Below are 25,104 nucleotides of genomic sequence, written 5' to 3' on the forward strand. Positions count from 1 at the left end.
GCCGGGGGCGCGTCGCCGTGTCTGGGGTTTGTAGAGGTTGTATCCGCCTTGCGGATTGGATACTTTATGCCTGCTACGGCGCTGACGCCTGGCTGGCGTCCGGTGTGCGCCCGTCGCCGCCTGGGCGGCACGCGTTCTCCACCCTCTTCCGGGACGGATTGGTACCCTCCTCGCACGTCCCGGTGTCTGCTCAGGAGTGCGGATGGTCGAGTTCAACCCGTACGACCTCGCGACCTATCGCGACCCGTACCCGGTCTACCGGGCGTTGCGAGATGAGGCGCCTGTCCACCACAACGCCGAGCTTGGCTTCTGGGCGTTGTCGCGGCACGCCGACGTCCTGGCGGCTCACAACGACTGGCAGACCTATTCCAGCACCGGCGGCGTCACGATCGAAGGCCGCGAGGCCGGCGCCCCGATGATCATCTTGAGGGACCCGCCGGAACACCGCTGGCACCGCAAGATCGTCAGCAAGGTGTTCTCGCCGCGCCGGATGCTGGCCCTCGAGCCCTACATCCGCCGCCGCGCCGGCGAGCTGCTCGACCGGTTCCTCGACGCCGACGAGTTCGACGCCGTCCGCGACTTCTCTGTCCAGCTGCCGCTGGACGTGATCAGCGAGCTGCTCGGGATCCCCGAGGAGTACCGGCAGACCATCAACGAGTGCAGCGACCGCATGCTCGCCCGTGGCGAAGGCGTCGATTCCGAGGCGGAGTTCGTGGCCGCCAACATGGAGATCATCAACATCTACCTCTCGCTGGCGGCCGAACGACGCCGGAACCCGACGGATGACCCGATCAGCCTGCTGATCACCACCGAGGTGGAGGACGACGAGGACGGCTCGACCCGGACCCTGCCGGACGACGAGATCGCGTTCCGGTTCCTGGAGCTGGGCACCGCCGGCCACGAGACCGTCGCCAAGGCCATCCCGAACGGCCTGATGGCCCTCACCCGGTTCCCCGACCAGCGCCGGCTGCTGCTGTCCGATCCCTCCCTCTACGACCGGGCCGCCGGCGAGACCCTGCGTTTCGACGCCCCCTCGCAGCTGCAGGGCCGGACCACCACCCGCGACGTCGAGCTGCACGGCGTCACGATCCCCGCCGGCCAGCGGGTCATGCTGATCACCGGCTCGGCCCTGCGCGACGAACGGGTCTACGAGAACCCCAACGCGTTCGACCTGAACCGCCACGACGAGCCGTCGACGGTGTTCTTCGGCTTCGGCATCCACCGCTGCCTCGGCGCCCACCTCGCTCGACTGGAGATCAAGATCGCGTTGGAGGAGGTCCTGAAGCGTTTCCCCGACTTCGTGGCTGATCCGGGCCGGGCCGTCATGAAGGTCTCGTCGAACGTCCGCGGCGCCGCCAACCTGCCTTTCGTGACAGCGGGGGCCGCCGTCTCACCCGTGTAGCGTCCAGCGCGGCGTTGGCGGCGTTAGCTTCTGGGTGCCTCCCGCGTCACGGTGCCGCGGGCGAAAACTCTCATAACCGCGGGATATAGGCGTCGGATGTGCGATACCGTTCGCGCTCATCGAGTGACGAACGGTGGCTGTCGCGTCGGGGATCTCGCTGCCCGGGAAGCCAGGTCCTGATCATCGGGACGGCGCACTTCATGCCCGGTTGGGCGGATTCTGATCCGGATCGGATCCGCCGACGGTCGGCGCGACGGTGCGTCAGCTCGCCAGGTGCGAGTCGCTCGGTGCGGATTGCCCGCCCGCGGTCCCGAAGTGGTTCCCGACCCGGTCACCGCGGTCACCGGCCAGGTCGCCGGACGATGCGTTCGGGGTGGGAGGACGCTGGGATGAGCAGCGAGTGGCAGGCCGTCGGTCTGGCCGCGGATCCCACTCCGGGTGACCCGGAGGCGGTGCGGGCGCTGGCTACCAAGCTGGATTTGCATGCGACGACCGCTGATGGTGGTACGGCGCGGTTGCGGACGATCGCGGCCGGTGGTGGTGGTGGTGATCTGGCGATGCGGGGTGAGTATGCGGCGGGTTATGCCGAGGCGTTGCGTGATCTGCCGGATCAGCTCGTCAGGCTTGCGCGGGCCTATCGGGGTGCGGGTGTGGCGCTTGCGGCGTATGCGACGACGCTGACCGATGCGAAGACTCAGTCTGGTGCCGCGTTGCGTCAGGGTCTGGATGCGCAGGTCCGTTATCAGGGCGCTCTGGCCAGTGTCGAGGCGATGTTGCCGCCTGAGCGTGCCGTGTTGTTGTGGCCGAATGATGAGCTCAGTCCGCAGTCGGTCGCGGCCGCGACCGCCAACCTCGAGACGCCGGGACTTGCCGGACAGGTCCAGGTCATCGCCCGCCAGGGCCAGGACGCCCGCGCTGATCAGACATTGGCCGCGCGGCTCGCGCAGGACGCGAGGACCCTGCGCGACGGGGCGGCCAAGACCTGCGCCGACGGTATCGACGAGGCGCTCAAGGACGGCGGTATCAAGAACCGGCCGTGGTGGAAGAAGGCGTGGGACTTCGCGAAGGCGCCGTTCACGTCGTGGAACAAGTTCGTCGATTTCTGCGCGACGGTGGCGCTCGTGGCCGGGATCCTCGCCGCGGTCGTGTTCACCGGGGGTGCGGCGGCGGCGATCCTCGGGGCGGTCGCGCTCGGCGCCGGCCTGGTCGTCCTGGGTGACAGCGTCGTCAAGTGGCGACAAGGCAGGGCCTCTTTCGGGGCCGTGCTGCTGAACGCTGTCGGTGTGATCCCGGGTGGCAAGGCGCTCGGGCCGGCGCTGAAGGGTCTTCGGGGGGCCAGTGCCGCTGTTCGCGTTGGCGGGCGTGGATCCAGGCTCGTCACCGGCACGCTCGGCCGCGCGGGTGGGGCGCTCACCCGGGTGGGGCGCACCGTCACCTCAGCGGTTCCGTTCGGCATCGGGCGGGCTGGGGCGGCCCGTGGCCCGCTGCTGGGCAGGGCCGACACGTTCGCGAGGTCGGCGTGGTGCCGGCTGGTCGGTCGGGATCCGATCGACATGGCCAGCGGGCAGATGGTCCTGACCCAGACCGACGTCGAGCTGCCCGGCGTGCTGGACTGGGCGTTGCGGCGCACCTACCAGTCCGGCTATACCTGCGGGCGCTGGTTCGGCCCGGGCTGGAGTTCGTCGCTGGATCTGCGTCTCGAGGTCGACGAGCAGGGCGTCTGCTACACCGCCCCGGACGGTGTGCTGCTGGCCTTCCCGCACCCGGAGCCCGGCGGCCCGGCGGTGCTGGCGGCCGCGGGCCCGCGGGTGGAGCTAGTCCTCGACGAGACCGGGTGCTACAGCATTCTCGACGCGGCCGCTGGGCAGGTGTTGCGGTTCGCGATCCCCGCCGCCGGGCAGCGTGGCGTCGCGCTGCCGCTGGCGGCGGTCGTCGACCGGGGCGGGAACACGGTCGAGTTCGGCTACGACCTCGACGGTGATCTGGCGCAGGTCTCGCACTCCGGCGGCTACCGGCTCGACATCGAGACCCGCGATCACCTGGTCACCGCCGTGCACATTGTTGCGGCCGGTGGTGAGCCGGCCCGCGAGCTGGTCGGTTACCGCTACGACGGCGCGGGTCGGCTCACCCACATCGTCAACTCCTCCGGCGAGGCGCTGCGGTTCGACTACGACACCGACAGCCGGATCATCCGCTGGGCCGACCGCAACGGCACCGAATACCGCTACACCTACGACGCGTCCGGCCGGGTGGTCCGCACCGAGGGCTCCGACGGTTACCTCGACGGCACGATCACCTACGACGAGACGGCCCGGATCACCCGGGAGACGAACTCCCTCGGCCACGTCACCGAATACCACTTCACCGGCCGGCTGCGCCCGCTGCGCCAGATCGACCCACTCGGCCGGACGACCACGTTCGCCTGGGACCGGTTCGACAACCGCACCGCCGAGACCGACCCACTCGGGCGCACAGTGCGCTACCGCTACGACGAGGCCGGCAACCTCACCGAACTCGAACGCCCCGACGGCACGGCCGTCACCACCACCTGGAACGAGCAGCGTCGCCCGGTCACGACCGTCGACGCCGATGGTGCCCGCGTCGAGCGGGAGTACGACGCCGCCGGCAACCTGACGGCCATCGTCGACCCCATCGGCGCCCGCACCAGTTTCCTCTATGACGGCCGCGGCCGGCTGATGGCCGTCACCGATGCGCTCGGCCGGGTCACCCAGATCGAGACCGACCCCGCTGGCATGCCCATCGCTGTGATCGACCCGGCCGGCGCGGCCACTTCCTACGAGCGCGACGCCCTCGGCCGGATCATCACCGTGACTGACCCGATCGGCGGGATCACTCGCTTCACCTGGACACCAGAGGGCCGGCTCACCGCCCGCACCCTGCCCGACGGCGCCGCCGACACCTACCGCTACGACGCCGAGGGCAACCTCGTCGAACACACCGACCCGGCCAGCCTGACCACCACAACCGAGGTCACCCACTTCGACCTGCCCGCCACCCGTACCAGCCCCGACGGCGCCCGGCTGACCTTCGACTACGACACCGAGCTACGCCTGATCGCCGTCACCAACCCGCAGGGTTTGGTCTGGCGCTACGGCTACGACCCGGCCGGGCAGCTCGTCACCGAAACCGACTACAACGGCCGGACCCTGCGCTACGGCTACGACCCGGCCGGTCAGCTCACCACCCGGACCAACGGCGCCGACCAGACCGTCACCTTCACCCGCGACCTGCTCGGCAACGTCCTCGAGAAACACGGCCCGACCGGCGTGACGGCATTCGCCTACGACCCCGCCGGCCAGATGGTGCGGGCGACCGGCCCCGACGCCGAGGTCACCTTCGAACGCGACCCAGCCGGACGCGTCGTCACCGAGACTATCGATGGCCGTCGCGTCGTCTCCGAGTACGACTCGCTGGGCCGACGGATCCGCCGCACCACCCCGTCGGGAGCGGTCAGCCACTGGGAATACGACCCCACAGGCCGACCCCTCGCCCTACACACCGCCGGACAGACCCTGCGCTTCACCCACGACGCCGCCGGCCGCGAAACCGAACGACTCCTACTACCCGGCAGCGCCACAGGTCTTGGACCTGGCAGCTCGAGGCCGGGCAGTCTGGGCACCGGCAATTCGGCACGGGACACGTTGAGACCCACTGGCTCGGGACCGGGTAGTTCGGGACCGGGTGGTTCGGGATCGGGTGGTTCGGGCACGGCCGTCGCACTCACCCAGACCTGGGACACCAACCACCAACTGCTATCCCAAACCATCATCGCCGGCCCACTGGAATCGTTCGGAACGGTATCCGCGAGCCTCGCCCGCCCGGCCGGCGCGGCGGTGACCCAGTTGCTGCAACGACGGGACTTCAGCTACAGCCCCGACGGCTATGTCACCGAAATCGACGACCTCACCAGCGGCCTGCGCTACTTCGACCTCGACCCGATGCGCCGCATCACCACCATCACCGGCACCGACTGGCAGGAGCGCTACGCCTACGACACCGTCGGCAACATCACCAACGCCACCTGGCCAACACCCAGCCCGACAGCCGACCCGCTGACGGCCGGGCCAGCCGTCAGCGGCGGCGATGGCCGTGGCGATCGCGAGGACGACGAGCGGGGCGAACGCGAATACAACGGCACCCTGATCCGCCGCGCCGGCGCGGTCCGCTACGAACACGACGCCCAGGGCCGCATCACCCTCCGCCAACGCAAACGCCTCTCCGCCAAACCCCGCACCTGGCGCTACACCTGGGACGCCGACGACCGCCTGACCACCGTCACCACCCCCGACGGCACCATCTGGCACTACCTCTACGACCCCTTCGGCCGCCGCACCGCCAAACACCGCCTCACCACAAACGGAACGATCGCCGAACGAACTACCTTCACCTGGGACGGCACACTCCTCGCCGAACAGCACCACACGGCTATCGACACCGCTGGCAGCAACGACACTCGTGGCGGTGCCAGCTCCGATGGCGCCGACGGCGGCGGCGAACAGGAGACCATCACCTGGGACTGGGAACCGGACTCCTTCCGCCCCCTCACCCAGACCAACCGCCGCCCCTCAGACCGCCGCCCCTCAGACCGCCGTCCACCGGACCACCGCCCATCCGACGGCGCCGACCAGACCTGGTACGACACCCGCTTCCACGCCATCGTCACCGACCTCGTCGGCACCCCCACCGAACTCGTTGCCCCCGACGGCTCCCTCGCCTGGCACGCTCGCACCACCCTCTGGGGTGTCACCACCCCACCCAACTCCGACGAGCTCACCTGCCCGCTACGCTTCCCCGGCCAATACCACGACCCCGAATCCGGCCTCAACTACAACTACCACCGCTACTACAATCCCACCACCGCTCGCTACGACACCGCGGATCCCCTTGGTCTAGTCCCGGCGGACAACCACTACGGGTATGTCGTCAATCCAACCGAATGGGTGGACCCCCTAGGTCTGGCTCCTTGCAAGGTCACCGCATACCACTACACCGACCGCAAAGGGTTTAACGGAATTCGATCAGGAAATCCATATTCAATAATTCCGGGAAAATCAAAGAATGGACCAGGACCATTCTTTACAAATAAAAGCCCGGCCGATCTTACGGAGTCGGGCGCCTACAAGCGATATCTTGGACTTACTGCAGCCAAGTCCAAGTACGTCATCGAGTTCCAGGTCGAGAAATCCGCGCTAGAACCAATTCGCGGTGGTCGAAGGGGGCACGTATTTCAGATTCCCGGAGGGATCGAGATTGAGAGATCTGCAGTGAGGTTCATTGGCAAAGTATCCGACTGGATGCCGCGATGATCACCGGATATGACCACGTCGAACTGGTAGCAGGCTCCGGAATGGCGCACGTCAAAGCGTTCCTGGAGCGTGTGCAGAAACACTGGGCAGACATGCTTCTTGCTATCGCGCCAGGCGACTTCGAGCCCGCTTTGCGAATCCTACCGGCACTACCGGAATCCAAGGGGGATATTCTGGTTGCGCGAGACAAGGAGATGATCCGACGCTGGGATAAGGACGGCTACCACCTTCATCGCGGCGAGGGGCCTTTTTCTGTCCTATATGAGCCGATGGGGACCGCGCAAATAAAGACCACCTTGCTACAGGATCCATATGGACCCTCGGACTACAAGTTTACTCCCTATGAGGCGACCCTACTGGGGAGAAACATCTCCCTCATTACCCTCGTACTGCCAGACGAGGGATCCGGATTTTCGAGAAAATTAATCCAAGAGTTCGAGTCGGCCACCCCAGGAAGTCGCCATTTCGACTGATCGGGATGGGCGTCGAGGATCTTTTGTCGAATTTGGGAAAGGGTGGCCACGCCTCGGCAATTTCGGTCGCCGCGGCGGTCAGAGCAAGAGAGGAACCGGCCAGATTCGGGCGACGCTTAGACAAGGCCGAACGCAGGCCCAGTCCGGAGAGAAGCGCGAATATCTCGTCCTGATTGCCGGTTCTCGTCAACCGCGGTTAACGTGCGAGTTGGAGCAGGGTGGTGGTGCCCTGGAGGATGAGGTAGCCGCGGCCGGCGGGGGCGGGGAAGAACTGGTCGGGTTCGAGGCGTAGGCCGTGGTCGCGGGCGATGCGGGGGCTGGTGGGGGTCAGCAGGAGGATGCCGCCACTGGTTCTGATCTCGTTGGTGACCTTGAGCGGGGGAGCGGCGCTGGCCATTGAAGCCGGGACCGGCCTGCCGGTCGAACTGCGACGCCACCTTGTCCAAGAGTTCGACGATCACATAGTGGAGAGGTACCACGGATATGTGCCGGGCGGCTAACGGTGGGTCACAGCATTGGCCGCCACCGTGGCGCCATGAGCAGCTTGTCAAGTTCAAGTTCCTGGCCACCAGTACAAGTGAGGGAACTTCTCTTCAGATCACGGCAGGCCAGCGAGCGGATGTAGGTTTGTCGACCTGGGTTTCGCGCTGGCTCCAGGAGTACCTCATCAGAAAAGGCAGTTCCGAAGAGGTTGCCGAGACGACATTCCTCTATCTCCTTGTTGGCGGGCATCTGGGCGAGCCGGACGGTACTGTATCCCGGAACTCCGGAGTCGTCGAATTCGGCAGTGGTTCCGATCCGGTTGGACCAGAGGATGGCCGGGAAGTCACTCTTCTGGGCCTCGTAGAGGCTGTGGTCGCGCTTCTAAAATGAGCGGGCTCAGCGCACAAATCAAGCGGGTATCGCGCAAAGGTCCAGCTGGGTCAACCATAGGAATTGGAGCAGAACGGCGGTGCCCTGGCGGATGAGGTAGCCGCGGCTGGCGGGGGCGGGGTGGCCTGCGGGAGGATTTGGATCCGGCGTCGATCTTGTGATTGAATCGATACATCTTGATCAACTGCTGGCCCTGGGTCTGTGTCCAGTCACACCAGGCTTCGGGCGGGCGCGTCCAAGAAGATGGTTGATCGGCCGATGAGGATGTCGATCTTACTTTGGCCGCGGAGTTTCTCGTGGTCGAACGGGGCCGGGCCTGTCGCCGCCGGCTAAGGCCTTTCATCGTAGTGTCACCGGCCGGTACGCGGTTAGTAATGTAGTCTTCGCCCTCTGTCGGCAGGCTCGCGGCGTCAAGGCGGACTATCTTCGGTTTCTGCGCGAGACCGTGGATGCGTGTTCTTCGGGCCGCGAAAATTCGGGGGGTGCACCCCCCGAAGGGCGCAAGCTGGACAGGTGTTCGAATGTGTGGTTTCGTTGAGACATGCCTGACGTGCCTGTCCCTGATACCCCTCTTCCTGGGGGTCAGACTGACCGTCCGTCGATAATCACGGCCGGTTCGGTGGCCGGTATGCCGGTGGAATCGGACCGGCCCGGGTTCCTGGACGACTACAGCTGCGTCCGGGAAATTGAAGTAGAAAGCACGGATGAGGCTCCTTCCGGTGTGAGCGGTCGCGGCGTGGGTGTGAACGGCGCTGGTGGCGTGGGCGCGAACGGTGCGGGTGTGAACAGCGCGGGGGCGGGTGGTGACGGGTTGGTCGTGGATGACGGCGGGGGTCTGGTCGGCGGGGGTGAGGATTGGACTGGGCGGCGGCATCACGCGCTGGAGGTGGCAGACGGGGTGGTTGAGGGGCTCGAGGAGCTTGGTGGGGCGAACCTGTGGGCGCTGTCGGAGGCTGAGGCGTTGGAGCTGCTGGACCGGGTCGAGCGTGCCCGCCGGCTGTTGGCGGCTCTGCTGCTGGCGGTGGTGCGGGATCTGAACGGCCGGGATCTGCGTGGCATGTTCGGCGAGGAGGACCTGCCCTCCACCGCCGACCTGCTGCGCTGGCATCTGAAGTCGCGCCCCGCCGATGCGCGGCGGACGGTGACCCTCGCCCGCGATCTCGACGGTCCCTACCGCCGCACCGGCCAGGCGCTCGCCGCCGCCGACATCAGCCACGAGCAGGCCACCGTCATCGCCGGCGCGCTCAATTCCCTACCCGGCGACACGCCCACCGAGCAGCGGGACTGGGCCGAGTCCTTCCTGCTTGACCAGGCCCAGCACCTAGACGCCGGCGACCTGGCCCAGCTCGGCAAGACCATCCGCGGCCGCCTCCAGGACCAGCTCCACCCGCCCGGCAGCGACCCGACCGACGACGGTGACCAGGCCCGCCGCCGCGAGCTGCACCTCACCGACCAGCCCGATGGCACCACCAGGATTCACGGCACGCTGGACGCCGAGGGCGCCGCCGCGTTGCGCGCCGCCCTCGAACCGCTCTCCCGGCCCAGGCCCCTCGGCGAGAACCCGGAAGACCACCGCACGGTCGCCCAGCTACGTGCCGACGCCCTCATCGAGATCACCGAGCGTGTCCTGGGCAGCCGCACTCTGCCACTCTCCCGCGGCACCCGACCCCACGTCACGGTCACCACCACCGTCGACGAACTACTGGGCAGGGACGGGACGACCCCGGCCACGACCGGCTACGGCCTGTCGCTGTCCCACGCCACATTGGAAAGAATCTGCTGCGACGCCGACCTCACCCACATCCTTCTCTCTCGGGAGGGAATGCCCCTGGAACTCGGCCGCACCCGCAGAATCGTCCCGCCCTGGCTACGCCGAGCCCTGGCGGCCAGAGACGGTGGTTGCGCTTTCCCGAACTGCCGAAAACCGGCCGCCTGGGCAGACGCCCACCACCTCGTCCACTGGCTTTCCGGCGGCGAGACGAATGTCGGTAACACCGTGCTGCTCTGTCCCCACCATCACCGCGTGATCCATCGCGATGAATGGAAGGTGATCATGGGAGAAGATGGCCATCCATACTTTATCCCGCCCTATTCGGTCGACACCCAGCAGAGGCCCCGGCGAAATCCACTCCACCGCACCATCGACCACCTCTACACCGGAATCTGGGAACCTCCAGCCCAGCCCCCGGGCGCTCGTCACGACGAGCCCGTTCGGCAGCCCACTCATGACTGCGGCGTCAGCGAAGCCGCCGGCGACTGGCACGAGTCCGGTGTCCACGACGGTCCGGATGGCACTTTGTTCGTCGGCCCTCCGCCCTTCGCCAGCCCTCGGCCGCCTTCCGCCAGCCCTCTGCCAGATGAGAGCGACGAGGGCCACGAAGACGACCGGCTAGCCAGCGAACCCGCATCTCAACCATGGCTCGGCTGGTCGGAACCACCACCGAACTGACCTCGGCAGCGCCAGTGGAAGGTGGATAGCGCTGCCGGGCAGCCGGTCAGGCCGCGGGCTCTCGCCGGTGCAGGCCCGGAAAGGTAAGCCACCAGCTGCCGTCGGCGGCGCCGGTCGCGTACGCGGAGCTGTGCCCCAACCTGGCGCGAGCCGCCTCGGCCCAGGCCGGTCAGCGGACCTTGGCGAAGAACGCGCGGAGGTCGGCGGCGAAAGGACCCGGCTGGTCCATGGCGATGAAGTGGTGGCCGGCGGGGTTGTCGTCCTGCCAGTGGAGGATGGTGTTGTGGCGTTCGGCGAGCCGGCGGATTCCCGGCGGTCCGCTGTAGACGCCGGTCGGCACCGCGGTCTGTCCTTCCGGCCAGCTGGAGCCGGTGCTGTCGTAGTACGGCCAGGCCGACGTCCCGAACGTTCCGGTGAACCAGTACAGGCTCACGTTCGTCAGGAACAGATCCCGGTCGATCACCTGGTCCAGCGGCCGGCCTGACGCGTTGAACTCGTGGAACTTCTGGGTCATCCAGGCCAGCGCGGCGAGCGGGGAGTCGTGCCACCCGTACGCGAAGGTCTGGGGTGCCGCCCGCAACAGCGCGTGATGGTCGACGCCGCTCGCCCAGTCCTGCGACATCATGCTGGCGTACGCCGCCCGCTCGTCCTCGGTCATCTCCGGAAGGTCCTTCTCGGTGGGGAAGCCGAGACCGCTGACGACGTAGACGCCCACCACCCGGTCCGGTGCCGCCCTGGCCATCTCCGGGGCGACGTAGGCCCCGAAATCCCCGCCCTGCGCGCCGTACCGCTCGTAGCCGAGGCGGCGCATCAGCTCCACCCACATCCGGGCCACCCGAGCCGCGGTCCAGCCGGTCTCCCGCGGCGGCGCGGAGAATCCGAACCCCGGCACGGAGGGCACGACGACGTGGAATGCCTGGGCCGGGTCACTCCCATTGACGCGGGGATTGGTGAGGTGGTCGATGAGACCGGCGAACTCCACGAACGAGTTCGGCCAGCCGTGCGTGAGGACGATCGGCAGCGCGCCGGGCTCGGGCGAGCGTACGTGCAGGAAATGGATGTCCTGACCGTCGATCTCCGTCATGAACTGCGGGAACTCGTTCAGGAGAGCCTCGTGCCGGCGCCAGTCGTAGCTGTCGCGCCAGTAGTCGGCCAGTTCACGGAGGTAGGCGGCGGGGACGCCGCGGCTCCAGCCATCGCCGGGCAGCCGCCGCGGCCACCGGGCGCGGTCCAGCCGGTCGTTCAGGTCGTTCAGGTCCGCCGTGTCGATCTCGATCTGAAACGGGCGGGTCTCGGCGTTCATGTCTCTCCCGGCTCGTCGAGGCGATGGGATCAACGGTAGAAGCTCTTTAGGCCGAAACCTGTCCTAAATGAGCGGCCGGGAACGCGCGGCCGCGCAAAAACCCTCCCGGGTACGTAGCCGCGCCGGGATGGCGACCACCAGCGGTCACCATCCCGGCGGGCCTGACGCCAGGGCCGAAACGTCAGAGGCCGAAACGTCAGAGGCCGAAACGTCCCAAGTCGAACGTCCCAAGTCGAACGTCCGAGGTCGAAGAGCTAGAGGTCGAACTCCTCGGGGGAGAGGCCGACGGCGAAGCAGGCCTCGCGGACGACGGCCTGCTCGGTCTTGTCGAAGGTGCCGTCCGCGCCGCCGATGATGATGCCGATCTGGATCACGGCGCGGGCCTCGGCCGGCTTCTTCTTCGTCTTGCCGATCTCCTGGAGCACCGACACCTTGCCGAAGGCGAAGTCGGCCATCAGCTTGTTCAGGTAGTCATTGAAGCGCCGCTGCAGGTCGTCGGCCGGGAAGTTGTTGAGGACCTCGTTGGTCGCGATCAGGCCGGCCACTCGCTGGCGCTCCGCCGGGTCGACACTGCCGTCGGCGGCGGCGACCAGCGCGCACATCGCCATGCTCGCGTCGCGGAACGCCCCGCTCTTCAGGTCGTTCTTCTTCGCGACCAGCTGGGTCTGCATGCCCTGCGCCGACTGCCGCAACTGATTCCAGATTGCCACCGCTGCTCCTTTGCGCGCGGCCGGCCCGGCGGGCCTGCCGGGCCGGTCCCTCGTCAGCCGCCCGCCGGATCACGGCCCGTCCGGCGTCGCCGATTCTGCTCAGTCAACGTCCGACGATCGCGGCGCGCTCCCGGCCGTCGCGTGCTCAACGTCAGCAACCGGTGTTGACCTCAACCATGGTTGAGCTCGCAGAGTGTCGCCATGATCTTCACCGAGGTTGAGCGTCGGTATCTCGCCACGCATCCGCTGGGGCGTCTCGCCAGCATCGGGCCCCAGGGGGCTCCGCACATCCACCCGGTCGCCCTATGGGTGGACGTCGACACCGAGACGATCGACATCGGCGGTCCGGCGCTGCGCCGCAGCCAGAAGTTCCGCAACGTCCAGGCCGACCCGCGGATCTCCCTGATCGTCGACGATCAGGTGAGTCCCGAGGAGTCGGTCGGGCCGGGCGGCCAGACGGGTCGGGGCCTGGAGATCCGCGGCGGCGTCGAGATCCTCGTCGCCGCGCGGCCGCTGCTGGCGGGGTTCGGCAACGACGTGCTCCGCGTCCGTCCACACAAGATCATTTCCTGGAACCTGGACGGGCCGGGTTACACCACTCGCGCCGTCTCGGCCGCTGCCGGCACGACCGCTCGCAAGGACTGGTCCTGGCCTCCCGCGGGCGGCGTCGAGACCGCCTGAGCGGCGCGGAGCCCGCCGGACCGTCGGGCGGCCGGGACCGCGGCGGCCGCTCGGCGGGGCGGTACAACGCCCGAACGGGCGTGTACGGTGTCGTCTCGCCACGCGCCATGACAAGGCGCGGGTGTCTCTTCACAACGGATCGTCCGGCACGTACCTGCCGGTGGAGGGGAAACAAGATGGCGACCGTGACCTTCGAGAAGGCCGAACGGCGGTATCCCGGAGCGCCCACCGCGGCGGTCAGGGGCATCGATCTCACGATCGAGGACGGCGAGTTCATGGTGCTCGTCGGTCCCTCGGGGTGTGGCAAGTCGACGACCCTGCGCATGCTCGCCGGGCTCGAGGAGGTGACCTCGGGCCGCATCCTGATCGGCGACCGCGACGTCACCAACGCCCCGCCGAGGGACCGCGACATCGCGATGGTCTTCCAGAGCTACGCGCTGTACCCGCACATGTCGGTCTTCGAGAACATGGAGTACTCGCTCAAGATCGCCAAGGTGTCCAAGGAGGAGCGTGAGCGCCGGGTCAAGGCCGCGGCGGCGCTCCTCGGCCTGGCGGACTACCTCGACCGCAAGCCGAAGGCGCTGTCCGGTGGCCAGCGCCAGCGGGTGGCGATGGGCCGGGCAATCGTCCGGGAGCCCCAGGTCTTCTGCATGGACGAGCCGCTGTCGAACCTCGACGCCAAGATGCGGGTGCAGACCAGGACCGACATAGCGAAGCTGCAGGCCGACCTCGGTGCCACGACGGTGTACGTCACCCATGACCAGGTCGAGGCGATGACGATGGGCGACCGGGTCGCGGTGATGAACGAGGGCGAGCTGCAGCAGGTCGCCGCGCCCATGGAGCTCTACCGCCGTCCGGCCAACCTCTTCGTCGCCGGCTTCATCGGCAGCCCGCAGATGAACCTCCTGCCGGCGACGGTGACCGGAGGCTCCGTCCGGCTCGGCGAGTACGCCCTGCCGCTCACGGCCCCGGCGCTGGCGAAGCTGCCCAGGGACCTGACCGTCGGCCTGCGCCCGGAGGCTTTCCAGGTCGTGCCTGACGGCGGCCTCCTGCTGGACGTCGTGGTCGTCGAGCACCTCGGCTCGGACTCGTACGCCCACGGCACCGTGACGCTGGGCGACGGGACGGCAGGGGAAGGGACGCTGGGCGAGGGGACCCGCAACCTGGTGGTCCGGGTCCCGTCCCGGCAGGAGGTCGCCAAGGGCGACCGGCTCCGGGTGGCCGTGGACGGCGGGGACATCCACCTCTTCGACACCGTCACCGGTCTGCGTCTGGACGCCTGACCGCGGGCTCGCCCCGGCGGTCCGCGCCGGGGCGAGCCCGGTGCGGGGCGGTGCAGGGCAGGGCGGTGCAGGACAGGGCAGGGCAGCACGGAGTGTCGTTACGTTCCGGTGAAACCGGAAGATTCCTCTTGACTGGAATAAGTAAGGCTGGTCAACTAACAAACCATCGCTGGGCGGTCGATCGGCCGGACAGCCCAGACAGCTCCGTGACAGCCAGTGACAGCCAGGAGACGGGAGTCCGATGAAGAAGAAGCTCACCGGTCGGGTCGCGGGCGGCGTCGCGCTCGTGGCGGCGACCACGCTCGCGCTGACCGCGTGTGGCGGTGGCGGCTCGTCCGGCGACGGCTCGACCACGCTCAAGCTCGTCGTCGCCGACTACGGCACCGGACCGGACAACGCCAGCTCCAAGTACTGGCAGGGCATCGCCGACGCCTTCCATGCGGAGCACGCCGACATCACCGTCAAGATCACGTCGATCCCGTGGACCCAGTTCGACCAGCAGGTCCAGACGATGATCCAGAACAAGCAGTACCCGGACATCACCGAGGGTGACTACTTCTCGAACTACGCCGAGGACGGCCTGCTCTACACCGCCTCCGACGTGCTGTCGAACCCTGGCAACCTGCTGCCCGCCTTCAAGGACCAGGGCACGTTCGAGGGCCAGCAGTACGGCCTGCCGTTCACGACGTCGAGCCGCACGCTGTTCTACAACAAGAAGCTCTTCACGCAGGCCGGCATCACCAGCGCGCCGAAGACCTGGGCCGACGTCCAGGCGGACGCCGAGAAGGTCAAGGGCCTCGGCCAGACAGGCTTCGGCCTGCCGCTCGGCGCCGAGGAGGCGCAGGCCGAGTCGCTGCTGTGGATGCTCGGTGCCGGCGGCGGCTACCAGGCGGACGGCAAGTACACCATCGACAGCGCGGCCAACGTCGAGGCCTTCACCTTCCTCAAGGGCCTGGTTGCCGCGGGTGACACCGAGCCGAACCCCGGCACCGTCAACCGCACCGACCTGTGGCAGAAGTTCGCGCAGGGCCAGGTGGGGATGATCAACGGCTCGCCGGCGCTCATCCCGATCATCCAGGAGGCCGGCGTGCTGCAGGACAGCGACTGGACCTCGGTCCCGATCGCGGGCAAGAGCGGCCCGCTCGCGACCACGCTCGGTGTCTGCGACAACGTCGCGGCGTTCAAGCCGAACGGCCACCAGACGCAGATCAAGCAATTCCTGGACTTCGCCTACCAGGACAAGTACCAGCTCCAGTTCGACAAGGAGTACAAGCTGCTGCCGGCCACCAGCACGGCGACCGCGGCGCTCGCGTCCGACCCGGTGTTCGCGCCGTTCCTCACCGCCCTGCCCAAGTCGATCCAGTACCCCAGCGACACGTCGTGGGCGAACCTGAAGACGAAGATCCAGCAGACCATCGGCACGGCCGTGACCGGCGACCCGGCATCGGTTCTCGGTGACCTGCAGAAGTCGGCCACAGCCGGCAGCTAGGTCAAAGGGCACGCGACGATGGCGGAGCCTCGCGTGACCGGAGGCCATCCGAGCTAGCCCTAGCCCCTCGGGCTGGGTCCGGTCCCGGGCCGGACCCAGCCCGAGGCATGCTCACCCCACCGATTCCGGTACCGAAGTCCCAATACCGGAATTCCGGTACCGGAACGCCGGTACCGGAATGCCAGTACCGCTGTCCCAGCAGCCGAACCAGAACGTGAGGATCAGATGGCCGCCCTGCGTCGCCTGACGCCCCTGGCGTGGCTCGGCCCGGCGCTCGTGCTCATCGGCGTCGTCGTCCTGTGGCCCGTCGTGGTCATGGTGGAGTCGTCGTTCCAGCACATCGGCGGCGAGGGCTTCGTCGCCGGGTACAACGGCACCGACAACTACGACCACCTCTTCCACGAGCCCGACTTCGCCGCGGTGCTGCTGCGCACGCTCGTGTGGGTGGTCGTGGTCGTCGCCGTGACGATGCTGCTGTCGCTCGGCCTCGCGCAGCTCTTCCACCAGCGCTTTCCCGGCCGCCGGGTGGCGCGGTGGGCGCTGATCGTCCCCTGGGCCGCGTCGGTGATGATGACGGCGCTCATCTTCAGGTGGGCGCTCGACCCCAGCAGCGGCGTCATCAACCTGTTCCTGCACCAGATAGGCGTCGTCGACAAGCTGGGCTCGAACCAGGCGCACTGGCTGGGCGACCCGCACCGCGCGCTGCCCTGGATGATGGCCGTGGCGGTCTTCGTGTCGCTGCCGTTCACGACGTACGCGATCCTCTCCGGGCTGCAGGGCATTCCCGAGGACGTGTACGAGGCGGCGTCGCTCGACGGGGCGGCCGGGCTGCGCACCTACCGCGACATCACGCTGCCGCTGCTGCGGCCGGCGATCGTGGTCGCCACGCTCATCAACGTCATCAACGTCTTCAACTCGTTCCCGATCATCTGGGAGATGACGCGGGGAGGCCCGGGCTACCAGACGAGCACCTCGACCATCTACATGGTCGATCTCAAGCAGGGCAATGTCGGCGAGGCGGCCGCGATGTCGGTCATCAACTTCGCCCTGGTGATCGTGATCGTCGTGGTCTACCTGTCGACGACGCGCTGGAAGGAGCAGGTGGACCGGTGAGGACCTCCCGTGCCCGCACCGTGGCGCTCGCCGCGGGGGCGTACCTGGTCGCGATCGTCTTCCTGCTGCCCTACGTCGAGATGGTCATCACGGCCGGTCGGACGAAGAGCGAGCTGCTGGACGCGAACTACTTCCCGAAGCACTTCACGTTCTCGAACTTCACGTCGCTGTGGTCCGCGGACGGGCTCGGTGGCAACATCTGGGTCAGCCTGCGGGTCGCCGGCGGCGCCACCCTCTTGGCGCTGCTGGTCGCCATTCCGGCCGGGTACTACACGGCGCGGCACCGTTTCCGCGGCCGCACGGCGTTCCTGCTCGTGGTGCTGGCGACCCAGATGTTCCAGCCGGCCGCGATGCTGGTCGGCCTGCAACGCGAGTTCGTGAACTTCAACCTGCCCTCGGCGACGGTCTCCCTGATCATCGTGAACGCCGGGTTCAACCTCGCCTTCGCGATCTGGATCCTCAACGCGTTCTTCTCCTCGATCCCGGTGGAACTGGAGGAGGCCGCGCAGGTCGACGGCCTCAGCCGGATCGGCGCGCTCGTGCGGATCACCCTGCCGCTGGCGGCGCCGGGCATCGTGACCGCGCTGATCTTCACCTTCATCACCGCCTGGAACGAGTTCCTGGTCGCGCTCACCCTCAGCCTCGGCTCGCCACCGGGCGACCGGCCGCTGACCGTGGCGATCGACGGGTACGTCGGGCAGTACTCCACCGACTGGGGCCACCTCTTCGCGGGCGGGCTCGTCGCGACCGTGCCGGTGATCATCCTCTTCGCGCTGATCGAGCGCCGCGTGGTGACCGGCCTGACGGCCGGAGCGGTCAAGTGAGCCTGGGAGCAAACGAGCGGTCCGGCGCCCCGCGCCGCCGCCAGCTCCGGCCGACCGGCAAGCTGCTCGCCGAGGACGCCAGGCGCCACCACCGCGCCCTGATGCTGCAGCGGCTCTTCAGCGAGGGCCCGGTCAGCCGCGCCGACCTCGCCCGCGCCACGGGCCTCACCCGCGTGACGGTGTCCGACCTGGTGGGCGGCCTGATCGACGACGGCCTGATCGTCGAGCTCGGCTCGCCGGCCGCGACGCGGGTCGGGAAGCCGCCCACCCTCGTCGGCATCGCCGCCGACGCGCGGCACATCGTGGCCCTCGACCTCTCACCCGACGACCGCATGATCGGTACGGTCCAGGACCTCCTCGGCGTGGTCAAGGCGCGCGTCGAGCTCCCGCGCGAGGGGCGGTCCGGCGCCCAGGCGGTCCGCCTCGCGGTGCGCCTGGCCGCGGAGCTGCTGCGGGCGACGGACCGGACGGTGCTCGGGATCGGCGTCGGCAGCCCGGGCATCGTCGACGCCCGCGGCGTCGTGCTCGACGCGCCCAACCTGAGCTGGCGCGACGTCGACCTCGCGGGCATGCTGCACCGCGAGTTCGGGGTCCCCGTCCACGTGGCGAACGACGCGAACACCGCCGTGCTCGGCGAGCACACGTTCGGCGAGGCCGGCGATGGCGACTTCCTGCTGCTGCGCATCGCGACGGGCGTCGGCGCCGGCCTCGTCGTCGGCGGCGTCCTCGTCCAGGGCCACGGGTCCGCCGCGGGCGAGATCGGTCATGTGATCGTCGACCCAGGCGGCAAGCCGTGCGCCTGCGGGCGGGTCGGCTGCCTGGAGACCGTGCTCGCCGTGCCCCGGCTGCGGGAGCGGGACCCGGCCGCGCTCGCCCAGGTCGGCGAGGTGCTCGGCGAGGTGCTGGCGCCGGTCGTCGGCCTTCTCAACCTGCACCAGCTCGTCCTCGCCGGCCCGCGGGACCTGCTCGACGGCGCGCTGCGCGACGCCGTCGACCGGACCGTCCGGGAGCGCACCATGGCGGTGACCACGGCGGATTTCGTGGTACGCACCTCCCCGCTGGGCGACGATGTCGTCCTGGCCGGCGCCGCGGTGCTGGTGCTGTCCGGAGAGCTGGGGGTCTCGTGAGCGCAGGAGCAAGCTCGCGGAGTGGACTTCCGAGGCGGACCTCCCGGATCGACTCCGTCGATCCGGCAGGAACCCCGGAGGAAGGCCGCGAGCCGGGGTCCCCGCGCGGCGCGGATGCCGGACCTCCCAGTTCGGCTACGCAAGCTCCGCCGATCCGGCAGGAACCCCGGCGCGGGGGGGCGGTGAGTGCGGCGACGGAGCGAACCCGAGACACCGTGAGCGCGCGGGTGGGGCTCGACATCGGCGCGACCAAGATCCTTGGGGTGGTCGTCGCCGAGGACGGGACCGTGCTGGCCCAGGCCCGGGAGATGACCGTCGCCGGGCCTGACGGGGTGCTGGCCTCCGCCGGAGCCGTGCTCGAACGGCTCGCCGCGGCGGCCGGCGGCTCGCTGCCGGAGGTCATCGGGGTCGGCGTGCCCGGCATCGTCGACCGCGGCGCCGGCGCGGTGAAACACGCGGTCAACGTCGGCCTGGGCGGTGACTGGTTCCCGCTCGCCGCGCGGATCGGCGCGCGGGCCGTTGACCTGCGCCATCCGGAGGCGGGTGAGGCCCGGGTGACGCTCGAGAACGACCTCAACGCCGCGACCTGGGGCGCCCACGTGCTCAGCGGGGCCGACGACCTCGCCTACGTGAGCCTCGGCACCGGGCTCGCGGCGGGCTTCGTCCTCGACGGCGTGCTGCGGCGCGGAGCGCACGGCGCGGCCGGCGAGATCGGGCACGTGCCCGCCGACCCGGCCGGCGAGCTGTGCTCGTGCGGACAGAAGGGCTGCCTCGAACTGGTCGCGTCCGGCTCGGCCGTGACGGCCGCGTGGCCGTCGCCGGACCTGCCCGCCGCCCAGGCGCTGTTCGCGGCCGCGTCGGCCGGCGACCCGGCGGCGGTCGCGGTGCGCGACCGCTTCGTGCACGGGGTCGCCGACGCGGTCCGGATGCTCGGCCTGACCGTGGACCCGGCCGTGATCATCCTCGGCGGTGGCGTCGCGAACCTCGGCGCCCCGCTGCGCGACGCGGTTGCCGCGACGCTGCGCACGCAGGCGGTGGCCTCGCCGTTCCTCGCGTCGCTCGACCTGGCGAGCCGGCTGCGGCTGGTGCCCCAGGGCATGCCCGTCGGCGCCCTGGGCGCCGCGATGATCGGGGATGCCGGGTGACCGGGCAGCCCAGGTGACGGGCAAAGCTCAGGTGACGGGCAAAGCTCAGGTGGCCGACAAAGCTCAGGTGGCCGACAGAGCTCAGATGGCCGGCGACCTGCGCGTCGTCGGCGGCCTCGACGCCGCCGGCCGGCCGGTCGACGTAGCGATCGCGGGCGGCCTGGTCGCCGACCCACTGGCCGACCCCGCGGCCGGCGCGGCGGAGTTCGACGCCACCGGCTGCCACGTGCTGCCCGGCCTCATCGACCTGCAGGTCAACGGCGCCGGCGGGTGCGACCTGACCGACCGGCCGGACCGGCTGTGGGACGTCGCGGCGACGCTCGCCCGCTTCGGCGTGACCGCCTTCGCGCCGACCGTGATCAGCTCCTCGCCCCGGGCCCGCGTGGCGGCGCTGGAAGCCCTGCGCGCCGGCCCGCCCGCCGGCTGGGCCGGCGCCGTGCCGCTGGGGCTGCACTTCGAGGGGCCGATGATCGCCCCCGGCCGCAAGGGCGCGCATCCCGAGCACCGGCTGGTGGCGCCGTCGGCGGCCGTGATCGAGGGCTGGTCACGGGAGGGAGGCGTCCTCATGGCGACAGTGGCGCCCGAGCTGCCCGGCGCGTTGCGAATCATCCGCGAGCTGGTCGCCCGCGGCGTGCTCGTGTCGGTCGGGCACACCGAGGCCACGGCGGCTCAGGTCGCGGCGTCGGTGGCGGCCGGCGCCAGGCTCGTCACCCACCTCGGCAACGCCATGCCGCCGCTGTCCGCCCGCGAGCCGGGACCGATCGGCGCCGCGCTCGGGGGCTCGGAGCTGGTCGCCGGTGTGATCGCGGACGGCCATCACCTCGACCCGCTCACGCTGCGGCTCGCGTGGCGCGCGCTGGAGCCCGATCGGTTCCTCGCGGTCACCGACACCACCGCCGCGCTCGGCATGCCCGACGGGCCGGCCAGGCTCGGGGACCAGGACGTGATCGTCTCGGGTGGCACCGTCCGCCTCGCCGACGGGACGCTGGCCGGCTCGGCCGCCTCGCTGCCACGGTGCCTGCGCACGCTGGTGGCGACCGCCGGCTGCGGCCTCGCCGACGCCGTCGCGTGCTGCACGTCGACGCCCGCCGCGCTCGTCGGCGACCCGTCCCGGGGCTGGCTTCGGACGGGAGCCCGCGGCGACGTGACGATCCTCGGCCGGAACCTCGACGTGGTCGCCACCATCGTGGCCGGCCGCGTCGTCTTCGACACGAAGCGCGTAGTTCGCGACGCGAGCCGCACCGTCCACGACACGAACGGAAGGTCCTGATGGAGGTCGTGCCGCTCACGACGGCCGGGGGGGTCGCGGCGTTGGCGGCCGACGTCGTCGAGGCGCTGGTGCGCCGCAGGCCGGCCGCGGTGCTGGGGCTCGCCACGGGCTCGAGCCCGCTGCCGGCCTACCAGGAGCTGATCCGGCGCCGCCGCGCCGGCGCGGGCCCGTCGTACGGCGAGGTGACCTGCTTCAACCTCGACGAGTACGTCGGCCTGCCGCCCGACCACGAGCAGAGCTACCGCGCCACCATCGCCCGCGAGCTCACCGACGGGCTCGGCATCGATCCCGCCCGGGTGCACGGCCCCGACCCGGGCGAGGACGGCCTGGCGACGGCGGGGGAGCGGTACGAGGAACTCATCCTCAAGGTTGGCGGTGTCGACGTCCAGCTGCTCGGGATCGGCTCGGACGGCCACCTGGCCTTCAATGAGCCGGGCTCGTCACTGGCCAGCCGAACCCGGATGAAGACGCTCACGGCCCGGACACGCGCGGACAACGCGCGCTTCTTCGGCTCGCTCGACCAGGTTCCGCGGCACGTGCTGACCCAGGGGCTCGGCACGATCCTGCGGGCCCGCCACCTGCTGCTGGTCGCCACCGGCGCAGGCAAGGCGGAGGCGATCGCGGCCGCCGTCGAGGGACCGGTCTCGGCGTCCTGCCCCGCGTCGGTGCTGCAGCTGCACCCGCACGCCACCGTGCTGCTCGACGAGGCCGCCGCGTCGGGCCTCGAGCGGGAGGCCTACTACCGCGAGGTATACGCCGGTAAGCCGGCCTGGCAGGGGCTTTAGCCAGCCGATCGCCCGCCGGTCAACATCGCATTGCGGCTCCATCGGGAAGGTCCTATGGTTCGGATGTGCCAGCCGGATACAGCGGGTGATGAACACCCGGCCTGGCACTGACCCTACTTTGGCCATGGCGCCCGCGCCGCTGGGCGGTGTTCGCGCGTCAAGCCGTCGCAAACCACCGGCAATGTGCCCCAAGATACGTCATGGCGGGCGCCGAGCCGGAAGACCGAAACGGGAGCGAGCCATGCGGGATGGCGTGGGAATGGATCCGATGGGAACACCTCGCCCGGGAATGGATATCGCCGACCTGGCGGCGGAGCGCGCCGAGCTGCTACCTGAACGCATGACGCTGGCGGCGCTCGACAACGGTCGGTCCGATGGCACCGGGAACAACGCCCCGGTCAACTCGCCGGGCAGCAACAACGTCGTTTCCGGGTACAGTTCGTTTGTGCAGACGGTCGGCAACGCTGGTCCGTTCACCGAGTCCATCGTCAGCGGCGATACCTTCATAAACCAGTGGTGACCGCCGGGCGGGCGGAAACCGCCGCGGGCGCGGGCGTCCGTCGGTCCGCCCGTCCGAGCCGCTTTCCCGGCTGCCGTCGGCCGCGTTTTCCGACATTCTTCGAGGGCTCCCCGAGCCGTGGGCCACGCCGGCCGAGTCCGTCCGCCGGCCGGCCGGATTCTTCGTGCCCTGGGCGCGGATCGAACGGGCCTGACATCTTTTCTGGCGGCGGCGACACGCCCGCGAAAATGTTTTGAGCCGCTTCCCGGCGCGGCTAGCCTCTCGCTGAAAGTAGTCGTGGAGGCACCGGACCGGGAGACGGAAAATGAGTGAGGCCGGCGCGAAGCAATGGGACGAGCGAGTGGAACTGTCCGAGGAGCGGGCGGAGCTGCTTCCCGATCGAACCACCCTCGCCGCGATCGGGATCGGTGGGAGGGAGCTTGCCCCGGCCAGCGTCCCGGTCGGCTCTCCCACGTCGAGCAACTTCCCGATCGGCTCTCCCTCGTCGAACAACTCGATTGTCAACACCACCTCGGCGCCGGAAGTCACGGGCGGCTTCATGCCGGTCCTGATCACGCTGATGCCGAGTATCAACTTCATAGTCCAGAAGTCGGACCTCGACAGTCTCGGCGTCGGGCACGACTCCGGCGATGGGCACGTGGATGACGCTCCTGTCAACGATGGGCACGTGGATGACGCTCCTGTCAACGAGGGGCACACGGACCCGCCTGCCGACGACAAGAATATGAATGACTCTCCCGTCGGTGACGGCCACACGGATGACCCGTATGCGGGCGGTGGTGGATGGATGGACTTCTTGCGGAAGCTGTTCGGTGGATAGCGGATATTTCCCATGATCGATGTGGCGCCGAGGGGAAGTGCCGAACGGGAGCCAGGGGAGAGGATGCGCGATGATCGAGCCCGCGTGGCCCGCGCAGACTCTGGCCCCCGAGGCCCCCGTCCGGCCCCGCCGGGCCGACGGACTGGCGCTGCTCGGCTTGTTCGCCGGGTCGGGCCTCGCGCGTCCCGTCTTTCTGGCGCGCCGTGCCGACGGTCAGGTCGCGACGCTCACCGAGCTGCTCGCGCGGATCATCGAGGCCGCGGACGGTACCCGCGATGTCGCCGCGATCGCCGACCATGCCGGGCGGCGCTGCGCCCGCGCGGTGAGCGGCGCCGACGTCGCATACCTGCTGACCCACCGGCTCATGCCGCTCGGTCTGATCGCCGCCCCGACCGGTGTGACGCCGACGCCGCGGGCGAAGGCCCTGCTCGCGCTCACCGCCCGGCGCGTCCTGCTGCCCGCGCCGGCGGTGCACCGGATCAGTGGGGTGCTCGCGGTGTTCTTCCGGCCGGCGGTCGTCTCCGTACTGCTGGCCCTGCTGGTGGTCGCCGATGTCTGGCTGTTCGGTCGGCACAGCGTGCGGGACAGCGCCGCCATGGTGCTGGCCACCCCGTCGATGATCCTGGTACTGGTCGGCCTCACGCTCGTCTGCGCGCTGGTTCATGAGTGCGGCCACGCTGCGGCCTGCCGCTACGGTGGCATGCGGCCGGGCGTGATCGGTGTCGGCATGTACCTCGTCTGGCCGGCCTTCTTCACCGATGTCACCGACTCCTACCGGTTGAGCCGCTGGGGGCGGCTGCGTACCGACCTGGGTGGGATCTACTTCAACGGGCTCTTCGCGCTGGTCGTGGTCGGCGCGTTCGCCCTCACCCGGGCCGAGGTGCTGGTGATGGCCGCGGTCCTCGTCCACATGGACGCGCTGCGGCAGCTCGCGCCGTTCGTCCGGCTGGACGGCTACTACATCGTCAGCGACCTCGTCGGGGTGCCAGACCTGTTCAACCGTATGGGTCCGGCTGTGCGCTCGGCCTGGCGGACGGCGACGCTCGCGATCCCGTCCAGGCGGCGTGCCCGGGCGGATGTGGGATCGGCGCCGGACCCGGGGCTGGCCGGGCTGACCCGGCGGGCCCGTCTCCTGGTGACCGCCTGGGCGCTGTACGCCGCGCCGATGATCGCCGTGAACATCGTCATGCTGGCGGTCTACGCGCCCTTCGTGCTGCCCCGGACGGCCTTGGCGGTGCGCGACGAGTTCGGCCGGGCGAGCCAGGCCCTGGCCGGCGGAGAACTGGTCGCGGCGCTCGCCGGGGCCGTAGGCATGGTGCTTGTCGCGTTGCCGGCGGCCGGGATGGTCTACGTGCTCGTCCGGGTCGGCCGGCGGCTGGTGCGGCTGGTGCGGGTGGCGTGGACGCTCCGGATGAGCCGGCGGCGCTCCGGGTGCGGCAGCCGGGCTGCGGCGCGGTCAGTCGGCGGTTGATCTTCAGGTCATCGGGCTGGAGCCGCCGGCCGTCCATCG

At 69.5% G+C, this 25,104-nt stretch carries 20 protein-coding genes; 17 read left to right on the plus strand and 3 right to left on the minus strand.

The features are described 5' to 3' along the window. Positions 1-202 precede the first annotated feature (202 nt). The 3 genes from QOZ89_RS01010 (at position 203) to QOZ89_RS01020 (ending at position 7,202) form a co-directional block, all read left to right on the plus strand. Positions 203-1,402, plus strand: a complete 1,200-nt coding sequence (locus QOZ89_RS01010) for a cytochrome P450 (protein ID WP_071049445.1) — start codon at positions 203-205, stop codon at positions 1,400-1,402. 389 nt (positions 1,403-1,791) lie between these two features. Continuing rightward, positions 1,792-6,729 (plus strand): DUF6531 domain-containing protein, encoded by a 4,938-nt coding sequence (locus QOZ89_RS01015; RefSeq protein ID WP_312622696.1) that lies wholly within the window; start codon positions 1,792-1,794, stop codon positions 6,727-6,729. Beyond that, positions 6,726-7,202, plus strand: coding sequence for a hypothetical protein (locus QOZ89_RS01020; protein ID WP_312622697.1), 477 nt, complete (start codon positions 6,726-6,728; stop codon positions 7,200-7,202). Before QOZ89_RS01015 ends, QOZ89_RS01020 begins: the two co-directional genes overlap by 4 nt. 196 nt (positions 7,203-7,398) lie before the next feature. On the opposite strand, the gene QOZ89_RS01025 is transcribed toward QOZ89_RS01020, so the two are convergent. Next, positions 7,399-7,599, minus strand: a complete 201-nt coding sequence (locus QOZ89_RS01025) for a hypothetical protein (protein ID WP_312622698.1) — start codon at positions 7,597-7,599, stop codon at positions 7,399-7,401. Between the two features lie 230 nt (positions 7,600-7,829). On the opposite strand from QOZ89_RS01025, the gene QOZ89_RS01030 reads away from it, so the two are divergent. Together QOZ89_RS01030 and QOZ89_RS01035 are read left to right on the plus strand one after the other, a co-directional pair. Further along, positions 7,830-8,075, plus strand: coding sequence for a hypothetical protein (locus QOZ89_RS01030; RefSeq protein ID WP_312622699.1), 246 nt, complete (start codon positions 7,830-7,832; stop codon positions 8,073-8,075). Positions 8,076-8,973: 898 nt separating this feature from the next. Beyond that, positions 8,974-10,524: an HNH endonuclease signature motif containing protein gene (locus QOZ89_RS01035; RefSeq protein ID WP_312622700.1), complete on the plus strand. Its 1,551-nt coding sequence runs from the start codon at positions 8,974-8,976 to the stop codon at positions 10,522-10,524. 169 nt (positions 10,525-10,693) lie between these two features. Here QOZ89_RS01035 and QOZ89_RS01040 read toward each other — a convergent pair whose 3' ends face one another. Both QOZ89_RS01040 and QOZ89_RS01045 read right to left on the minus strand, forming a co-directional pair. Next, a complete protein-coding gene (locus QOZ89_RS01040; RefSeq protein ID WP_071052252.1) occupies positions 10,694-11,827 on the minus strand; it encodes an epoxide hydrolase family protein in 1,134 nt (377 codons plus the stop codon). Between the two features lie 254 nt (positions 11,828-12,081). Beyond that, a complete protein-coding gene (locus QOZ89_RS01045; RefSeq protein ID WP_071052253.1) occupies positions 12,082-12,537 on the minus strand; it encodes a tellurite resistance TerB family protein in 456 nt (151 codons plus the stop codon). Between the two features lie 201 nt (positions 12,538-12,738). On the opposite strand from QOZ89_RS01045, the gene QOZ89_RS01050 reads away from it, so the two are divergent. The 12 genes from QOZ89_RS01050 to QOZ89_RS01105 all read left to right on the plus strand — a co-directional run bounded on the left by QOZ89_RS01050 (position 12,739) and on the right by QOZ89_RS01105 (position 25,065). Continuing rightward, positions 12,739-13,218: a PPOX class F420-dependent oxidoreductase gene (locus tag QOZ89_RS01050; RefSeq protein ID WP_312622701.1), complete on the plus strand. Its 480-nt coding sequence runs from the start codon at positions 12,739-12,741 to the stop codon at positions 13,216-13,218. A 176-nt stretch (positions 13,219-13,394) separates the two neighbouring features. Then, positions 13,395-14,501 (plus strand): ABC transporter ATP-binding protein, encoded by a 1,107-nt coding sequence (locus QOZ89_RS01055; protein ID WP_312622702.1) that lies wholly within the window; start codon positions 13,395-13,397, stop codon positions 14,499-14,501. Between the two features lie 241 nt (positions 14,502-14,742). Continuing rightward, a complete protein-coding gene (locus tag QOZ89_RS01060; RefSeq protein ID WP_071052256.1) occupies positions 14,743-15,990 on the plus strand; it encodes an extracellular solute-binding protein in 1,248 nt (415 codons plus the stop codon). Between the two features lie 225 nt (positions 15,991-16,215). Continuing rightward, the gene (locus QOZ89_RS01065) at positions 16,216-17,103 is read left to right on the plus strand and encodes a carbohydrate ABC transporter permease (RefSeq protein ID WP_312622703.1); all 888 of its coding nucleotides are present in this window, start codon (positions 16,216-16,218) and stop codon (positions 17,101-17,103) included. Continuing rightward, positions 17,100-17,927 carry a carbohydrate ABC transporter permease gene (locus QOZ89_RS01070; RefSeq protein ID WP_071052257.1) on the plus strand — a complete coding sequence of 276 codons (828 nt, stop codon included), beginning with the start codon at positions 17,100-17,102 and terminating at the stop codon, positions 17,925-17,927. The genes QOZ89_RS01065 and QOZ89_RS01070 overlap by 4 nt, the downstream gene beginning before the upstream one ends. Then, positions 17,924-19,054 carry an ROK family transcriptional regulator gene (locus tag QOZ89_RS01075; RefSeq protein WP_083419552.1) on the plus strand — a complete coding sequence of 377 codons (1,131 nt, stop codon included), beginning with the start codon at positions 17,924-17,926 and terminating at the stop codon, positions 19,052-19,054. Before QOZ89_RS01070 ends, QOZ89_RS01075 begins: the two co-directional genes overlap by 4 nt. A gap of 215 nt (positions 19,055-19,269) precedes the next feature. Further along, the gene (locus QOZ89_RS01080; RefSeq protein WP_241842176.1) at positions 19,270-20,199 is read left to right on the plus strand and encodes an ROK family protein; all 930 of its coding nucleotides are present in this window, start codon (positions 19,270-19,272) and stop codon (positions 20,197-20,199) included. Between the two features lie 67 nt (positions 20,200-20,266). Further along, entirely contained in the window at positions 20,267-21,469 is a 1,203-nt protein-coding gene (locus QOZ89_RS01085) for an N-acetylglucosamine-6-phosphate deacetylase (protein ID WP_312622707.1), read from the plus strand. Next, a complete protein-coding gene (nagB, locus tag QOZ89_RS01090) occupies positions 21,469-22,254 on the plus strand; it encodes a glucosamine-6-phosphate deaminase (protein ID WP_312622708.1) in 786 nt (261 codons plus the stop codon). Before QOZ89_RS01085 ends, nagB begins: the two co-directional genes overlap by 1 nt. 241 nt (positions 22,255-22,495) lie before the next feature. Next, positions 22,496-22,774 (plus strand): hypothetical protein, encoded by a 279-nt coding sequence (locus QOZ89_RS01095; RefSeq protein WP_083419554.1) that lies wholly within the window; start codon positions 22,496-22,498, stop codon positions 22,772-22,774. Between the two features lie 304 nt (positions 22,775-23,078). After that, positions 23,079-23,594 (plus strand): hypothetical protein, encoded by a 516-nt coding sequence (locus QOZ89_RS01100; protein WP_083419555.1) that lies wholly within the window; start codon positions 23,079-23,081, stop codon positions 23,592-23,594. 70 nt (positions 23,595-23,664) lie between these two features. Next, a complete protein-coding gene (locus tag QOZ89_RS01105; protein ID WP_312622709.1) occupies positions 23,665-25,065 on the plus strand; it encodes a zinc metalloprotease in 1,401 nt (466 codons plus the stop codon). Positions 25,066-25,104 lie beyond the last annotated feature (39 nt).

This window comes from Pseudofrankia coriaricola (assembly GCF_032027725.1).
Taxonomy (GTDB): domain Bacteria; phylum Actinomycetota; class Actinomycetes; order Frankiales; family Frankiaceae; genus Pseudofrankia.

What these genes read in the sequence shown, in the direction of transcription:
- QOZ89_RS01010 (WP_071049445.1), top strand. Translation starts at nt 203, where the DNA reads ATGGTCGAGTTCAACCCGTACGACCTCGCGACCTATCGCGACCCGTAC.
- QOZ89_RS01015 (WP_312622696.1), top strand. Translation starts at nt 1,792, where the DNA reads ATGAGCAGCGAGTGGCAGGCCGTCGGTCTGGCCGCGGATCCCACTCCG.
- QOZ89_RS01020 (WP_312622697.1), top strand. Translation starts at nt 6,726, where the DNA reads ATGATCACCGGATATGACCACGTCGAACTGGTAGCAGGCTCCGGAATG.
- QOZ89_RS01025 (WP_312622698.1), bottom strand. Translation starts at nt 7,599, where the DNA reads ATGGCCAGCGCCGCTCCCCCGCTCAAGGTCACCAACGAGATCAGAACC.
- QOZ89_RS01040 (WP_071052252.1), bottom strand. Translation starts at nt 11,827, where the DNA reads ATGAACGCCGAGACCCGCCCGTTTCAGATCGAGATCGACACGGCGGAC.
- QOZ89_RS01050 (WP_312622701.1), top strand. Translation starts at nt 12,739, where the DNA reads ATGATCTTCACCGAGGTTGAGCGTCGGTATCTCGCCACGCATCCGCTG.
- QOZ89_RS01055 (WP_312622702.1), top strand. Translation starts at nt 13,395, where the DNA reads ATGGCGACCGTGACCTTCGAGAAGGCCGAACGGCGGTATCCCGGAGCG.
- QOZ89_RS01060 (WP_071052256.1), top strand. Translation starts at nt 14,743, where the DNA reads ATGAAGAAGAAGCTCACCGGTCGGGTCGCGGGCGGCGTCGCGCTCGTG.
- QOZ89_RS01065 (WP_312622703.1), top strand. Translation starts at nt 16,216, where the DNA reads ATGGCCGCCCTGCGTCGCCTGACGCCCCTGGCGTGGCTCGGCCCGGCG.
- nagB (WP_312622708.1), top strand. Translation starts at nt 21,469, where the DNA reads ATGGAGGTCGTGCCGCTCACGACGGCCGGGGGGGTCGCGGCGTTGGCG.
- QOZ89_RS01095 (WP_083419554.1), top strand. Translation starts at nt 22,496, where the DNA reads ATGCGGGATGGCGTGGGAATGGATCCGATGGGAACACCTCGCCCGGGA.
- QOZ89_RS01100 (WP_083419555.1), top strand. Translation starts at nt 23,079, where the DNA reads ATGAGTGAGGCCGGCGCGAAGCAATGGGACGAGCGAGTGGAACTGTCC.
- QOZ89_RS01105 (WP_312622709.1), top strand. Translation starts at nt 23,665, where the DNA reads ATGATCGAGCCCGCGTGGCCCGCGCAGACTCTGGCCCCCGAGGCCCCC.